Source organism: Luteibacter sp. UNCMF366Tsu5.1, assembly GCF_900119235.1.
GTDB lineage: Bacteria > Pseudomonadota > Gammaproteobacteria > Xanthomonadales > Rhodanobacteraceae > Luteibacter > Luteibacter flocculans.
Genome location: NZ_FPIS01000002.1, coordinates 529,223 through 543,756, shown reverse-complemented (window position 1 = coordinate 543,756; position 14,534 = coordinate 529,223). Strand labels below are relative to the sequence as shown.

Below are 14,534 nucleotides of genomic sequence, written 5' to 3'. Positions count from 1 at the left end.
CCAGGAGCCGCTACAGCGGCGAGGAAACGCGCCTCACGGCTTCACGGCGCTGCCGGCTTCTCGCCGCCATGGCGGCTCCCACATGGCGACGGCGCGAGAGACGCAGCCACTGACGCAGCGCGAGCAACCCGCCGATCGATTCGATCATCGCGGCCGGCACCCACATGATCACGCCGCCGATGAGCTGGCCGGTGAGCACGTTCATCGTGAAAGCGCGGCCGCAGATCTCGAAGATCGGGTAGAGGTCGGTCTTCGAGAAGGTGACGATGGCGCCCGCCACGATCTGCGGCGTCATCGTGATCGCCGGCGACAGCACGCGCCAGCCGGGCGACATGCGGCCGGGTGGCTTCGGGCGGTGATCCAGCACCAGCCACCAGTAGGACAGGCCGGAAAGCACCATCGACCAGTTCATCGCCCGGTATATGCGCCAGTCCAGCATCGCCAGCGTCTGCATGCCCGGTATCAGCCAGACGAGGATCAGCGCCACGAAAAACAGCGTGACGAAGGCGGGGTTGAAGGCCACCGATGCCAGGACTCGCCAGGCCAGCGACTGCCCTGCCTTGCGCACTCGCATGCGCCAACTCAACGGCAACCCGGCACGCAGCACGGTACCCGGATACGACGCGATCAGCAGCAATGGCGCCAGATGATGCAGCAGCACCTGCTGGATGCGATGCATGAAGAATTCATGCTCGGCGAAATAATCGAAATAGGTATGCAGGGCGATGTAGATCATCGCCATGCCGGCCCAGAACGCCGACTGCCGTGCCGGTGACACGCGCAATTGCCGAACCCCGCGCAGATACAGCCAGCTCGCGCCAAGGAACACGATCAGGAAGGCCCAGGAAAACTCCCAGGGCACGATCCATTTCAATGCGCTGTCGAGCACGTCAGACCACGCGTCGGCTGCGACGCGTACGCCGCCAGCCGTAGATCAGGCCGAGCAAGGCCACGATGCCGGGCACCAGTACGATATTGATGAACTTCAGGCGCAAGCCCAGCGCATCGATCTCTGCATTGAGCTGATGCTGCACGTCGCGCAGTTCCTTGCCGATGGCGAGCTTGCGCTGCAGATACTGCTCCACCTCACGGCGCTGTTCGGCCGTGAGCGTGGTGGGCGTGGCGGCGTTCTTCACCGGCTGCAGTTCGGCGAGGCGACGCTGGGTCTCGTACAGCTCGTTCTCCAGCTCGCGTTTCTTCACCAGGAACTTGCGATCCGCTGCGGCCTGCAGCGCACGCACCTTGGTGAAGGGCCGCTGGGAATTCACCCGACCGCGGATCGACAGCAGCGCCGTCGAGCCACCGAGGTTGTCCACGATGTTGGCGACGAAGTCGCCGTTGTTGGCGAAGGGCGTGAGCTGCTGCTGTCCCAGCAGCGGCTGCACGTCGATCCAGAGACGATCGGAAAGCAGGTCCGTATCCGCCACGAGCACCACTTCGCCGGGCGCTGCGGCTTTCGCAAGATGGCCCTTCTCCTGGCGTTCCGGAAAGGCCGTGCGGAACGTATCGCGCAGGCGTGCTGCCAGCACGTAGCGCTCATGCGTCGGCTCGTAGTTTTCGAGCAGGCTCGCTGGATCGCTCGCAGCGTCGCGCGCGCGCTGGGCGGGTACCACCGCCGCTTCGTCGGACGTCTGCACGAGCGGCACCATGCGCGCCTTCGTGTCGGGCGCCAGCTCGAAGAACCCCGCGGTGGAGAAGTTCACCCGCTGCAGGCTGGCCGTCATCACGTCGTCGTGGTTGAGATCCTGCGGGCCAAGGCCGAGCATGGCGGGATGCGCCACGCTGTTGCCGTTGAGTTCAATGGTGAGCGCCTGCGAGCGGTCGAGCACAACCTTGGTCGGGTCGTAGACCACGCCCCACGCTTCGAACAGACGGCGCAGATCCGAATCGTGGTCGTCCACGATGCCATGCGAATCGATCAGCGGCGCATTGTCCATTTCCGCATCGGGATCGACGAAGACCACGAGGTGTCCGCCGCGCAGAACGTATTGGTCGATCGCATAGAGCGCATCGTCGGACAGGTGCTTCGGATGGACCAGGAGCACGACCTTGAGCGCGTCGTCGATATGCGTCAGGTCGCTGGGATCCAGCGTGCTCACATCGGCAAGTTGGTCGAGCTGCCGCACGACCGCCCATGCCGGCTCGCCGATCACGAGGTTGCCCTCCACCGGCAGCGAGCTGATGACGCCGAGCCGTGGTTTCGTCGGCATACCGAGTTCATAAAGCAGCTTGGCGATGTCGTACTCGACAAAGGCCTCGCGCGCGGGATCGAAGAACGGGATCGCCTGCGGTGGCACATCGCCGCTGCCGTCCGCGCCCACCAGGCCGAAGAACACGCGCTCGCCGTTGCTGCCACCGCTCGCCGGGGAAAGTCCGTAGCTTTCCGCGGCGTCCTCGTCGTCGGAGTACGGCACGGGGTCGATCACCCGGAGGCGGATGCGCCCATGCGCGCGCACCGCGATCTCGCGCAGCATTTCATGCACGCGCTGCTCGTAGCTGCGAAGTTGCGGCAGATCCCGCGTCGCGTGTTCGGAGAAGTACAAGGTAAGGTTCAGCGGCTTGCGCAGGCTGTCGACGATCTCCTGGGTACCCGGCGTGAGCGTATAGATGCGGTCGGCGGTGAGATCGACGCGCGCGGTACGCAGGGACATCGAACTGGTCGCGACCACCACGAGGAACAGCACGGCGATACCGAACAGCGCCAGGCGCAGCCGGAACGAGCGGGAGAGATGCATGTGGCGCATCGTCAACGCGTCCGCTTCAGGTCGAGCATGACCACACTCGCCGCCAACCAGGCGACGATGGTGGCGAAGAAATAGACGAGGTCGCGCAGGTCCAGCACACCGCGCGCGATGGCGTTGGCATGTCGTGCGATGCTCAACTGCCCCATGGCGCCGAGCAGCTTCGGCGGAAGCGAATCCTGGAAGAAGTCGATGACCTGCGGCTGGCCGATGAGCAGCAACAGAAAGCACACCGCGGCCGTAAGGATGAAGGCGATGATCTGGCTGCGCGTACTCGTGGACATGCAGGTACCGATTGCGATGAACGCACCTGCCATGAGCCAGCTACCCACGTAGCCCGCGAGTACCACGCCGTTGTCGGGATCGCCGAGGTAGTTGACGGTGATCCAGATCGGAAAGGTGAGCAGGAGGCAGATGCCGATGAAGCCCCATGCGGCGAGGAACTTCCCTAGCACGGCCTGCGAGATCGTCACCGGCAGCGAGAACAGCAATTCGAGGCTGCCCGAGGCGCGCTCTTCCGCCCAGGTCGACATCGTGACCGCCGGCACCAGCACGAGGTAAAGCCAGGGGTGCATGTCGAAGAACGGTTGTAGGTCGGCCAGACCGCGATCGTAGAAATCGCCGGTGTAGAAGGTGAGCAGACCGGCGAGAACCAGGAAGATCACCATGAACACGTACGCCACCGGGGTGACGAAGTAGCTCCACAATTCGCGGCGTGCGATGGCAAAAGCCGCGTTCATGCCCGCACCTCGCGTGGCTGCGTAGTGATCTGCCGGAACACTTCGTCGAGACGACCGCGCTCCAGCTGGATCTCGGAGACCTCGAGGTTCTGCGTACGCAGCAGCGCCTGCACCTCGTCGAGGATCGGTTGGCCTGCGCGCGGGAACACGGTCACGCGACCGTCCAGTGGATCGACCTCGACCATCGACACATTGGGTATGCGGGCCAGCATCTCGCGCGACACGCCGCTACCGGGTGCACTGAACGAGACCGCGCCGTGGTAACGCGAACGCGCCTCCAGTTCCGCGGGCGTCGCATCGGCGAGCAATTGCCCCTTGGCGATGATGGCGACGCGGTTGCACAGGGCGTGGACCTCTTCGAGCAGATGCGTCGAAATGAGAATGGTGCGCTCGCGCGCCATCGCATCGATGAGCATGCGTACCGAATGCTTCTGGTTCGGATCGAGGCCGTCGGTCGGTTCGTCGAGCATGAGCACCGGCGGATCGTGCAGGATCGCCTGAGCAAGGCCGACGCGGCGACGAAGGCCCTTGGACAACGTGCCGATCGTCTGGTCCAGCATGTCGTCCAGTTCCAGCCTCGTGACCACCTCGTCGAAGCGGCGATAGGCGATGTCGCGCTCCAGACCGCGTACGCGGATCATGAAGACGAGAAACTCGCGGATCGTCATTTCGCCGTAGCTGGGGGCCCCTTCGGGCAGGTACCCGAGCGCGCGCTTCGCGGCGAGCGGCTCCTTGCGCACGTCGTGACCGCAGACGCGCGCGGTACCGGACGTGGGCGTGAGGAATCCCGCGATCATGCGCATGGCGGTGGACTTGCCCGCGCCATTGGGACCGAGCAGTCCGAGCACCTGCCCGGGTTCGGCACGAAGGCTGAGCGAATCGACCGCGGTGAGCGGCCCATAGCAGCGAGTAAGTCGGTCGGCTTCGATCATCGCCGCCAGTGTAGCGGTTGCGCGTGGTTGGGGAATGGGTTGCGCGCGTTGACGTGCGTTGGCGCCGCGAAGGTTTTTGCGGGTTCGCTCCGCGTCGCCCATCGCGTTGACACTGGGGGATTGAAGAAACGCCTTCGGCCACAGCCCTGGCGCCGCGACGGCCTCCACATCGCGTTTCATCAGGCAACAAAAAACCCCGCCGTTTTCACGGCGGGGTTTTCGATGCCTCAGAGCGCGAGTTACTGCGCTGCGGCGGTGCTGGCCGGAGCCGGGGCGGTGCCTGCCGGGGCCGGAGCCGCGTCTTCGAGACCCGGCTGCTTCATGCCGGCTTCCTGCTCGGGCGTCTGCGACGGCAGGTTGTCGCCCTGCAGCGGCAGGTAGATCTCGAACTTCTGTTCGTCGTAGCCCTCGATCGTGCCCTTGTTGTTCACCGGCGCCTTCACCTGGATGTCGTAGGCGCGGTAGGTCACGTCGTCGTACTTGTAGCCGTGGGTCTGCGAGTAGGCAGCGAGCATCTGGCGGGTCTGCGGGAGGCCGGCACCGGTGCCGTTCCACTCCGTCTTGAGCGCCTTGCCACCGAACGCGAGCACGGCCTTGACGTTGCCATCGACGATCACGCGACCGAGCTTGTCCTTGCTGCCCGGAGTGGCGGCATCGGCAGGGGCGCCAGCCGCGGCGGCGGTCGAGGCCTCGGCAGGTGCCGCGGCATCGAGTGCCGGACGCTGGGCGGCCGTGACTTCGACGTCCTGACCATTGATCTTCAGCGTGGTCGAATCGATCTCGGCGGCCACGTCGAAGGTGTAATTCTGGTCACCCCAGTTCGTGGTGAACGTGATGCGCGGGCTGACGATGTTCACGCCCAGCTTCTTCGCCGCGGCCTGGATCTCGGCCATGGCCTTATCCGAGGCGGTGTCGACGTCATCCAGCGTGCGCGGGGCCGTGGTCGAGACGAACAGGATCGGCTTGGCCGGCTGATCGACGATTTCCGGAACCATCTTGCTGTAGTCGATGTTGGGAATCGACGCCATCAGGTTCTGGAGATTGGACAGGCTGAACTGGATCAGCGCGTCAGGATCGCCATGGATGTAGAGGTTCGAGAAGCGGTTGATCAGGTTGAAGCCGTACGACACGTCGTAGGCCCAGTTGACCTTGACGAGCTTCTGGCTACGGCCAGTGCGCTCGAGCTTGATCGTGAACTTCTTGTCCTCGCCACGCCAGCCGTTGTCGAGGTTCCAGACGATGGTGCCCTTGCCGGCATCGGAGATCTGGGCGAAGCCCGGATCGATCGAGGCGATTTCCAGCGAGCCATCGCCCACCTTCGGGTCGGAGGCCTTCCAGGAAATCTTGGCGCCCGGGCCATAGGCCTTGCCGGACAGCTCGAACTGCACCTTCGGGTCGAACGACCGCAACACGGTGTAGTCAGGGAAGCGGCGGAAGTTGCTGAAAACGTCGTAAACCTGACGCAGATCCTTGCTGATCAGCATTTCGCGCTCGACATGTCCGGTCGAGGGCATGGCCACGCCGACCACGACACCGAGCACGGCGACGATGACTAGGGCGACGATAAATTCTAACAGACGCGTCATTCCACGGATCTCCGAACGTCTTACGAACAGGCTCCACGCAAGGCCATGGACGCCCAGCGGTCACCCCTGATGGATCGGCCCGTGGCAGGGGTTCGCCCGCGCCGAAAGAGCCGATGGTACTTGCTCGCGGCGGGGAACGCCATTGGGTCGCCTGCCCTTTTTTTCTAGCTCGCACAAGCGGATTTTCGGCCGGAGTAGCCCTGCCCACACTCCTGGTCAGGTTCGGGTCACCCTTCCCCCGCGCCCCTCAGCTAGACGATGCCCAGTTCCAGGGCCTTCAAGACGGCGCGGGTGCGATCGCGAACCCCGAGCTTGGAGAGAATGTTGGAGACGTGGTTCTTCACCGTGCCCTCGGCAACGCGGAGGGAATTGGCGATCTCCTTGTTGCTGTAGCCGCCGGAGAGCAAGCGCAGAATCTCCGTCTCACGCTCCGTGAGGGGATCGGGCTGCTCGAGGCTGGAGAACTGGTTCTGGATACGCCCCACCCCCGCCAGCAGGCGCTGGGTCACCATCGGCGCGACCAGCGAACCGCCCGCGGCCACGGTACGTACCGCTTCGACCAGTTGATCAAGCGAGACGTCCTTCAGCAGGTAGCCCCGTGCGCCCGCCTTGAGGCCCGAGAGCACCAGTTGGTCGTCGTCGAACGTCGTCAGGATGATCGTCGGCGGAAGCTCGTTGCGGCCACCGAGAGCCTGGAGCACCTCCAGACCGCTCATGTTGGGCATGCGCAGGTCCAGCAGGACCACGTCAGGCCGTATCTGGGGAATCGTCTGCACCGCTTGCGCGCCATCGGCGCATTCCGCGACGACACGGATGTCGCCGGCGAGGTCGAGCAGGGAGCGGATGCCCTGGCGAACCAGGTTCTGATCGTCAACGAGGCAGACGGAGATCATGGAAGATCCTCGGAAGGAACGGAGAGTTTGGCACGCGGCAGCGTTTCGGGCTCGTCGCCGAGGCCGGGATCGAGCACCTGCCGCGGGGGCGCGTGGGCGAGCGAGGGCTCTTCGCCCAGCGGCAATCGCGCCGTGAGCGCGAAGCCGCCGGAGGCATCGGTGCGGAACGCCACGGTGCCTCCGAATTCAGCGAGACGCTCACGCATGCCGTTGAGGCCGTTGCCCGGGCGGAACTCGCCGTTGCCACTGCCACGGCCGTCGTCGCGGGCGTCGAGGCAGAGTTCGTCGGGCCCTGTGTGGCGGAAAGTCAGCCACAGATGGCGGGCATTGGCGTGGCGCACGGTATTGGTCAGGATTTCCTGCACGCAGCGCAGCAGCATCTGCGCGCGACGCGGGTCTTCCACGCCGAAACGCGGCGGGATGGTGAGCCGCACGTCCAGCCCGGGCACGCCCTCGGTCAGGCTGCGCAGGGCTTGGGTGAGGTCGATCGCATCGTCCTGACGCAACTCGCTCACCACCTCGCGCACGTCCGCCAGCAACTGCTTGGCGGTGCTCTGTGCCTTGAGCACGTGTTCGCGGGCCGTATCGTTGGTCAGGTGGCTGGCGACTTCCAGGTTCAGGCTGAGCGCCGTCAAATGGTGGCCGACGAGATCGTGCAGGTCGCGCGCGATGCGCATCCGCTCGGCAATGCGGGTGGACTCGGCCAGGAGCGCGCGGGTCGCACGCAGTTCGGAATTGAGCCGGCGAAGCTCCTCGCGCTCCTCCGCCTGCTGGCTCGCCACCATGGAGGCGATGAAAACCAGCGCCGAGAAGCCGAAATAAAGGCAGGCCTGCATCAGCGCACTGATCACGCCCCAGCCCGGCACCTCCGCAAAGACCGGTACCAGCGCCACGTGTGCCACCACCATCCAGGCGATGCCCAGCGGCAGGCTCACCAGCCAGGGAACGACGGTGGCGACGATGATGAGCAGCAGCGCGCCCACGCCGCTCTTGCTCAGCACACCGATGGCGAGCGCGGTGCCGGTGAGGATCACCAGCACCGCCACGCGGGTAGCGCCGTTCAGGCGGGCGCCGAGCTGGTTGGTAAGCAGCCAGTGCACCAGGCCGAACACGAGGTAGCAGGCGGTCCAGGCCAGCAGGGCCATGTCGCCGATCGCGCCCGGCCCGCTGCCGGCGCGCTGCATCGACAGCGGCAGGCCCGCGCACAGGAACACGAAGTACGTCGCGTAGCGAAGCAGGCGAACGTGATTGAACTGGACCTTGGACATGTCCGCATCATAGGGCTTCGGGCGTCGCGCACCACCTGACTGAAGTCACGTGCGCCAACGCGGCAAACCTTCGCTTTACAACGGTTTTACAACCGTCCGCGCTCCCCCGGCAGGGCCCGGGCGTGCCATAATGCCGCGTATTCGGCGACCCGGGGGTCGCCATCCACGAACACACATGCGGAGCAACGAATGGCCCTTGCCATCCGCGACGTGCGCGAGCACGACCTGGATGCCGTGCTGGCACTCAATAACGAGGCAGGCACCGGCATCCTCGCCACGGACATCGACCGGCTGCGCCATCTTTACGAGATCGCCCATTATTTCCGTGTCGCCGAGCAGGACGGTCGCATCCTCGGGTTTCTCATCGCTATGCGTCCCGACGCGGATTACGCCAGCCCCAATTTCCGCTGGTTCCAGGCGCATTACGAAAGCTTCGTGTATATCGACCGCATCGTGATCGCGTCGGAATCGCGCGGCCACGGCCTGGGTCGAATCTTCTATTGCGATGTACAGAGCTATGCAGAGGTACGCGTGCCGCTTTTGACCTGCGAGGTGTTCCTCGAACCCCGCAACGACCAGACGGTGCTGTTCCACGGCACCATGGGCTTCCAGGAAGTGGGCCAGCAGAGGATGGGGGCCGCAGGCCCGCAGGTGAGCCTGCTCGCCCGCGAGTTGCCGAGCTTCCCTTTCGTGCGCGAACGCTATCTGGAAGGCGATGGCCTGCCCAAGGTGGATTGGCTCGCCGAGCGCCGCCGCCCTATCGATGACCACGGAGTCGCCGCATGAACGCCCGCGCCGAATCCCTCGAAGCCGCCTGCGACCTCCGCTTTGGCCAGGTCGGCATCGCCTGCGTGCGCCTTCGTCGCGTGGATGCAGCGGCACTGGTCGAGGAACTGGAGCGCCGCGTGCGCTCGGCGCCGCAGATGTTCGCGCGCGCCGCCGTGGTGCTCGACCTGTCGCACCTGCCGAAGCTTCCCGACGATGGCATGGTCGACGCCCTGCTCGAAGCCATCCGCAGTGCGGGCATGCTGCCGGTCGGCCTCGCCTACGGCACCAGCGAGACCGAGGCGCTCGCCGAGCGCATGGGTCTGCCGCTGATCGCGAAGTTCCGCGCGCAGTACGAGCCGGCACAGGGCGAGGCGGCAGCGGCTACGCCGGCGGTACCGGCGGCGGCACGCACGCCCGAGCCGGCGCGCGCCGCCGCTCCGACCCACGACACCGATGCCGCCGCGTCGTCCACCGCGCAGCATCACAGCGGCAGCACCGTGCGCTCGGGCCAGCAGGTCTATGCGCGCGATCGCGACCTCGTCGTCACCGCCGGTGTCGCCAACGGCGCCGAAGTGATCGCGGACGGCTCCATCCACATCTACGGCAGCCTGCGCGGCCGTGCCATGGCGGGCGCGCAGGGCGACGAGACGGCACGCATCTTCTGTTCGGACTTCCGCGCCGAGCTGGTCGCCATCGCGGGGCACTATCGCGTGTTCGAAGATATCCCCAAGGAATTCGAGGGCCAGTCGGTGCAATGCTGGCTCGACAGTGGAAAACTCATGATCGCGCGGCTGTAATCGCAGCCGCACCGCTAGAAATACTCGGAGACATCCCTTGACAGAAATTATCGTCGTCACCTCCGGCAAAGGCGGAGTCGGCAAGACCACCACCAGCGCCTCGCTCGCTACCGGTCTCGCCATGCAGGGCAAGAAAGTCGCCGTCATCGACTTCGACGTCGGCCTGCGCAACCTCGACCTCATCATGGGCTGCGAGCGCCGCGTGGTTTACGACTTCGTCAACGTCGTGCACGGCGAGGCCACGCTCAAGCAGGCACTGATCAAGGACAAGCGCTACGAGACGCTCTATGTGCTCGCCGCGTCGCAGACCCGCGACAAGGACGCCCTGACCCAGGAAGGCGTCGAGAAGGTCCTCGACGAACTGGCGAAGGAGAACTTCGACTTCGTGGTATGCGACTCCCCTGCCGGCATCGAAAAGGGTGCGCACCTGGCGATGTACTTCGCCGACCATGCCGTTGTCGTGGTCAACCCGGAGGTTTCATCCGTCCGCGATTCGGATCGCATCCTCGGCCTGCTCGCCAGCAAGACGCGCCGCGCGGAGAAGGGCGAAACGCCGATCAAGCAGCACCTTCTGCTTACGCGCTACAACCCGAATCGCGTCGAAGCCGGCGAGATGCTCAGCGTAAAGGACGTCGAGGACATCCTCGGCATCTCGGTCGTTGGCGTGATCCCGGAGTCGGAAAACGTGCTCGCCGCGTCCAACGCGGGCGTGCCGGTGATCCTCGACGACAACTCCAACGCCGGTGCCGCCTACAAGGACACCGTCGCCCGCATTCTTGGCGAAGAGCGTCCGCTTCGCTTCCTTGAGCCGGTCAAGAAGGGCTTCCTCAAGCGCGTGTTCGGAGGTTGAGCATGGGTATCCTCGATTTCCTGAAGCGCAAGCCGGAGCCAAGCGCCGGCGTGGCCAAGGAACGCCTGCGCATCATCGTGGCCCAGGAGCGTTCGACGCGTGGCGGCCCGGACTACCTGCCGCTGCTGCGCAACGAGCTGCTGGAAGTCATCCGCAAATACGTGAACGTCGACGTCGAGGCGGTGAACATCAACCTCGAACGCGACAGCGGCCACGAGGTGCTGGAGCTTTCCGTCGCCCTGCCCGAGGGCAAGGCCATCACGCAGGCCCCCTGACACGGTCATGGTCAACGTAATCACCGGAGCCGACATGGCTCCGGGCAACGATCCCGCCGACGGCGTCCTCCGCGTCGGCGAGATCGGTTTCGACGAACCGCGTGCCCTGCTCGCCCGTTACGGCCTGAACCTGGTGACCGTCGCCGACGGCCACGACATACCGGGCAGTTTCTGGGGCGAAAGCGAAGCCGGCATCATCGGCAGCACGGTCTATGCGCGCGCGGACACCCCCGTGCATTCCCTGCTCCACGAAGCCTGCCACCTCATCGTGCTTCCCGAGGACAAGCGCGCCCTCGTGCACACCGACGCCACCGATTCCATCGAGGAAGAGGACGCCACCTGCTATCTGCAGATCGTGCTCGCAGGGCATTTGCCCTCGGTCGGCTCCGCCCGCCTGATGGATGACATGGATCGCTGGGGCTACACCTATCGCCTCGGCTCGACGCGCGCATGGTTCGAGCAGGACGCCATGGAAGCCAGGATGTTCCTGCAAGCACGCGGCCTTCCTGTCGCTTAGCCGTCACTGCACAATCAGCACGCGTATGGCGGACTGCGGGTGCGCGCCATACATGCCCTGCAGTTGGAAGTTGTTGGTACCGGTAAAGAGGTCGTCGATGACGAAGGTCCATCGACCGGCGGCATCCGTCTCCACGGTGCCATCGAGCCTGCCGCTGTGCCACACCCTTACCGCCTGGCCTGCCAGCGCCGATCCGCTGAGCTTCACCGTCGCGGCAGAGGTCGTACCGCCGTCCGGGATCTCGACGCCCTGCGGATCGGTCACGAAGGTGATTTGTGGCACGACCTCGTCCCCGGACGATCGGACCGCCTGATCGGCGCTGTCGTAGTCGAAACGCGCCGTGCCTCCCTGTGATGTCGGCAATATCAACCGAATGACCGGAAGCACTTTGCCGTAGAGATTGAAATAACGCGTCTGGTCGTACCTTGCCTTGCCGAGCGCCTGCGCATTACCGGTGCGATAGAAGAACGAATGTACGGGCAGGCTTGCGCCAGCGCCCGTGGCCCACGTTCGCAGAACCAGTTCCGTGTTGAACTGCCATTCGTTCCATTGCAGGCCTGCGCGCGCGGCAATGTTCTGCTGAAACCGATCGGCCGTGGCCGGACTGCCGATGCGGACATCCCAGCCGCATTGGTGAGAATGTCGCGTGTAGCCAGGCGAGTAGTAGTTCTGCAGCCATTGTTGCGAGGTCTGGATACCCAGTTCGTGGCACGGGGCACTTCGAGCCGGATTGCTCGTATGCGGACCACACCCTTGCAGGGTGCGGCGATTCCACGTATCGCCGTCGAACGGAAACGCACACAGCACCTCCAACGCCATCGTTCCCGTCGGTGCCGACATGGGTGCATAGAAGACGAAGCCGTTGGGCAGGAAGGTATCCGGGAAATTCATGTCTGCCCTCATCCAGGCCGCCGATATGCCGCCCTTCGCGACGCTGTCGGGGCTGGGATCCCACGGAAGGAACTCGGGCCGGCTATCGGTGGCACGCAGTATTACGCCGCTGCAGAGGAAGGCGGGGCGCGTTGCGCTGCCGCAGTCGCTATCGCTTCGTGCGTACCACGCGTTCAACTGCGCGACCGCGTCTTCTCCCGTGCCAAGGACACGGATTTCATGAGTTGGAAGGTGCGTGTGGTGCGAAAAATAAGAAGGTTTGCCACCGCACGCCGACAGGGCGCCGGTGGCCGCAACGAGCATCCATCTCGCAATACGAGAAACCATGGCGAATTCCTTTCGCGCTGCCGATTCTCCAACGTCGTGCCGTCGTGTCACGAGCGCGGCTCAGTATGGGAAAGCCCCACATGCTATGCAAACGCGAGATTTGGAGAAAAACCCCGTTCATTCCGTTATCCGTGCCGAAAACGCGGTCGCGGCCGGCGGATCTAACCCGACCCGTCGCCCGCGGTTGGCGGTTCGACATGGGATGCATCGACCTTCGCAACGCCAGGGCGGTATTCCAGGCGGATATACCAAAGCCAACTGCCGAGACCGATCAAGCACATTGCGATGGCGCCGAGTGCGAGCGTCAACATGCTCCCTGACACCGCAGGCGAAAGCACGCCAGCAATCAATGCCGTGATGAGAAGACTGCCAAACGCCTGTACCGACGACACACCACCGCGCTGGTCCGGAAAGCGGTCGAGCAACAGCAGCGTGAGGGTAGGAAACGCCAACTGCACACCGCAGCCGTAGAAGATCAGCGGCAGCGTCGACCACGGCACGCGCGGCGTATCCATCGACACGGCGAGAATCAGGTTCAGCGCGCACGACGACAGCATCGCCGCATAGCCCCAGGCGACCGTCTTCGACGCACTCACCCGCCCCGCAAGACGACCGGAAATGAACGCACCCGAGACCATGCCGGTCACCACCGGCACGAACAGCCAGGGGAAGCCATCCGGACCGAGGTGCAGCAGGTCACGAATGAGGTGCGGGGCCGAAGCAATATAGAGAAACAGCCCCGCGAAATTGATCGAGCTTGCCAGGGCCAGAGGCCAGAACGGCAGATCTCGCCCGATACGCAGGTAGCCCGCCAGCAGCGGACGCGGGCGGAACACGCTGCGCCGGTCTACCGGGTGGGACTCCACGAGGAACCACGCCACCGCGAACGTGAGGGCCAGCGTGAACCCCGAGAGCGCCCAGAAGATGCCGCGCCATCCATCGATACCGAGCAACCAGGCACCCACGATCGGAGCGACGGCCGGGGCGATGCCAAAGATCATCATCACCTTGGACATCATGCGCTGGGCTTCCTCGCCGTGCATCGTGTCACGCACCACGGCGCGGCCCACCACGATACCGGCACCGCCCGACATGCCCTGCAGCACGCGGCAACCGAGCAGGAAGGCAAAGTCTGGCGCCATGGCCGCACCCACCGAGGCGACCGTATAGACGGCCATGGCAATGATGATTACCGGCTTGCGCCCATAGGCATCCGCCAGCGCCCCGTGAAACAGGCTCATGCCCGCGTAAGCCAGCAGGTACACGCTCAAGAGCTGCTGCAAGGCCACGTCGCTCACGGCAAACTCGCGCCCGATGTCCGGAAAGCCCGGGAAAATGGCGTCGATCGAAAACGGCCCGATCATCGTCAGGGCCGCGAGCAGGAGCGGGAGATGGCGACGCGGGTCGCGGGTCGCGGAAGGCATGGATCGGACAAGCCGCAAGGAGGCGTCGCGAAGTATAACGAACCGGCTATCCGCCCCGTGTGCAGTATGCGTGGAGCGGACCAGGGCTCATAATCGCGCCATCGATACTCCGCGGGGTTGACGTGAGCTATACCGGATTCCTGGCCGTCGGCGTCGGCGGCATGCTCGGCTGCTGGTTGCGCTGGTGGCTCGCGCTCGCCTTCAACCCGCTGTTCCCGACCGTCCCGCTCGGCACGCTGGCCGCCAACCTCACAGGTGGGCTGCTGATGGGTGTGGTGCTAGGGGTGTTCGACCATTACCAGGCGTTGCCGGTGGAAGCGCGGCTATTCGTGGCGACGGGGTTTCTCGGCGGCCTGACCACCTTCTCCACGTTTTCGGCCGAGGCGTCGGCGTTGCTATTGCGCCAGCAGTACGCATGGTTTGCCGGGCATGTCGCGCTCAACCTGGTCGGTTCGATCTTCATGACGATCGCGGGCTTGACGATCACGCGAGGCGTCCTCAAGCATTTCTAAGCAAGCCGCTGTG

15 protein-coding genes are annotated in these 14,534 nt (G+C 64.9%); 6 read left to right on the top strand and 9 right to left on the bottom strand.

Going from position 1 to position 14,534, the window contains the following annotated elements; genetic code table 11:
* Window positions 1-10: 10 nt before the first annotated feature.
* The 7 genes from BT115_RS11585 to BT115_RS11555 form a co-directional block, all read right to left on the bottom strand.
* Window positions 11-889: a cytochrome c oxidase assembly protein gene (locus tag BT115_RS11585; protein WP_083527429.1), complete on the bottom strand. Its 879-nt coding sequence runs from the start codon at window positions 887-889 to the stop codon at window positions 11-13.
* A 1-nt stretch (window position 890) separates the two neighbouring features.
* Window positions 891-2,744, bottom strand: coding sequence for a GldG family protein (locus tag BT115_RS11580; protein WP_083527428.1), 1,854 nt, complete (start codon window positions 2,742-2,744; stop codon window positions 891-893).
* Window positions 2,745-2,746: 2 nt separating this feature from the next.
* A complete protein-coding gene (locus tag BT115_RS11575; protein ID WP_072322755.1) occupies window positions 2,747-3,481 on the bottom strand; it encodes an ABC transporter permease subunit in 735 nt (244 codons plus the stop codon).
* On the bottom strand, window positions 3,478-4,413 hold the full coding sequence (locus BT115_RS11570; protein WP_072323179.1) for an ABC transporter ATP-binding protein: 936 nt from the start codon (window positions 4,411-4,413) through the stop codon (window positions 3,478-3,480). Before BT115_RS11570 ends, BT115_RS11575 begins: the two co-directional genes overlap by 4 nt.
* A gap of 239 nt (window positions 4,414-4,652) precedes the next feature.
* Entirely contained in the window at window positions 4,653-5,999 is a 1,347-nt protein-coding gene (locus BT115_RS11565) for a polyketide cyclase (protein ID WP_072322754.1), read from the bottom strand.
* A 251-nt stretch (window positions 6,000-6,250) separates the two neighbouring features.
* The gene (locus BT115_RS11560) at window positions 6,251-6,892 is read right to left on the bottom strand and encodes a response regulator (protein WP_072322753.1); all 642 of its coding nucleotides are present in this window, start codon (window positions 6,890-6,892) and stop codon (window positions 6,251-6,253) included.
* The gene (locus tag BT115_RS11555) at window positions 6,889-8,160 is read right to left on the bottom strand and encodes a sensor histidine kinase (protein ID WP_072322752.1); all 1,272 of its coding nucleotides are present in this window, start codon (window positions 8,158-8,160) and stop codon (window positions 6,889-6,891) included. The genes BT115_RS11560 and BT115_RS11555 overlap by 4 nt, the downstream gene beginning before the upstream one ends.
* Window positions 8,161-8,349: 189 nt before the next feature.
* Between BT115_RS11555 and BT115_RS11550 the strand changes: the two genes are divergently transcribed.
* The 5 genes from BT115_RS11550 to BT115_RS11530 are packed head-to-tail and all read left to right on the top strand — an operon-like array spanning window position 8,350 to window position 11,367.
* Entirely contained in the window at window positions 8,350-8,946 is a 597-nt protein-coding gene (locus BT115_RS11550; RefSeq protein WP_072322751.1) for a GNAT family N-acetyltransferase, read from the top strand.
* Window positions 8,943-9,725, top strand: a complete 783-nt coding sequence (gene minC / locus BT115_RS11545; RefSeq protein WP_072322750.1) for a septum site-determining protein MinC — start codon at window positions 8,943-8,945, stop codon at window positions 9,723-9,725. Before BT115_RS11550 ends, minC begins: the two co-directional genes overlap by 4 nt.
* 37 nt (window positions 9,726-9,762) lie before the next feature.
* Complete coding sequence (minD, locus tag BT115_RS11540) at window positions 9,763-10,575, top strand: septum site-determining protein MinD (RefSeq protein ID WP_072322749.1); 813 nt, start codon at window positions 9,763-9,765, stop codon at window positions 10,573-10,575.
* A 2-nt stretch (window positions 10,576-10,577) separates the two neighbouring features.
* Entirely contained in the window at window positions 10,578-10,850 is a 273-nt protein-coding gene (gene minE, locus BT115_RS11535; RefSeq protein WP_072322748.1) for a cell division topological specificity factor MinE, read from the top strand.
* A gap of 7 nt (window positions 10,851-10,857) precedes the next feature.
* Window positions 10,858-11,367 carry a hypothetical protein gene (locus tag BT115_RS11530; protein ID WP_255369410.1) on the top strand — a complete coding sequence of 170 codons (510 nt, stop codon included), beginning with the start codon at window positions 10,858-10,860 and terminating at the stop codon, window positions 11,365-11,367.
* A gap of 3 nt (window positions 11,368-11,370) precedes the next feature.
* Here the strand turns inward: BT115_RS11530 and BT115_RS11525 are convergent, their stop codons facing one another.
* Both BT115_RS11525 and BT115_RS11520 read right to left on the bottom strand, forming a co-directional pair.
* On the bottom strand, window positions 11,371-12,258 hold the full coding sequence (locus tag BT115_RS11525; protein ID WP_072322747.1) for a hypothetical protein: 888 nt from the start codon (window positions 12,256-12,258) through the stop codon (window positions 11,371-11,373).
* 488 nt (window positions 12,259-12,746) lie between these two features.
* Complete coding sequence (locus BT115_RS11520; RefSeq protein WP_072322746.1) at window positions 12,747-14,009, bottom strand: multidrug effflux MFS transporter; 1,263 nt, start codon at window positions 14,007-14,009, stop codon at window positions 12,747-12,749.
* A gap of 122 nt (window positions 14,010-14,131) precedes the next feature.
* On the opposite strand from BT115_RS11520, the gene crcB reads away from it, so the two are divergent.
* Window positions 14,132-14,521 (top strand): fluoride efflux transporter CrcB, encoded by a 390-nt coding sequence (gene crcB / locus BT115_RS11515; protein ID WP_072322745.1) that lies wholly within the window; start codon window positions 14,132-14,134, stop codon window positions 14,519-14,521.
* The last annotated feature ends 13 nt before the right edge of the window (window positions 14,522-14,534 follow it).

Bases quoted from the DNA above. Each gene is read 5' to 3' on its own strand.
- BT115_RS11580 (WP_083527428.1), bottom strand. From the start codon at position 2,744: ATGCGCCACATGCATCTCTCCCGCTCGTTCCGGCTGCGCCTGGCGCTG.
- BT115_RS11575 (WP_072322755.1), bottom strand. From the start codon at position 3,481: ATGAACGCGGCTTTTGCCATCGCACGCCGCGAATTGTGGAGCTACTTC.
- BT115_RS11570 (WP_072323179.1), bottom strand. From the start codon at position 4,413: ATGATCGAAGCCGACCGACTTACTCGCTGCTATGGGCCGCTCACCGCG.
- BT115_RS11565 (WP_072322754.1), bottom strand. From the start codon at position 5,999: ATGACGCGTCTGTTAGAATTTATCGTCGCCCTAGTCATCGTCGCCGTG.
- BT115_RS11560 (WP_072322753.1), bottom strand. From the start codon at position 6,892: ATGATCTCCGTCTGCCTCGTTGACGATCAGAACCTGGTTCGCCAGGGC.
- BT115_RS11555 (WP_072322752.1), bottom strand. From the start codon at position 8,160: ATGTCCAAGGTCCAGTTCAATCACGTTCGCCTGCTTCGCTACGCGACG.
- BT115_RS11550 (WP_072322751.1), top strand. From the start codon at position 8,350: ATGGCCCTTGCCATCCGCGACGTGCGCGAGCACGACCTGGATGCCGTG.
- minC (WP_072322750.1), top strand. From the start codon at position 8,943: ATGAACGCCCGCGCCGAATCCCTCGAAGCCGCCTGCGACCTCCGCTTT.
- minE (WP_072322748.1), top strand. From the start codon at position 10,578: ATGGGTATCCTCGATTTCCTGAAGCGCAAGCCGGAGCCAAGCGCCGGC.
- BT115_RS11530 (WP_255369410.1), top strand. From the start codon at position 10,858: ATGGTCAACGTAATCACCGGAGCCGACATGGCTCCGGGCAACGATCCC.
- BT115_RS11525 (WP_072322747.1), bottom strand. From the start codon at position 12,258: ATGAATTTCCCGGATACCTTCCTGCCCAACGGCTTCGTCTTCTATGCA.
- BT115_RS11520 (WP_072322746.1), bottom strand. From the start codon at position 14,009: ATGCCTTCCGCGACCCGCGACCCGCGTCGCCATCTCCCGCTCCTGCTC.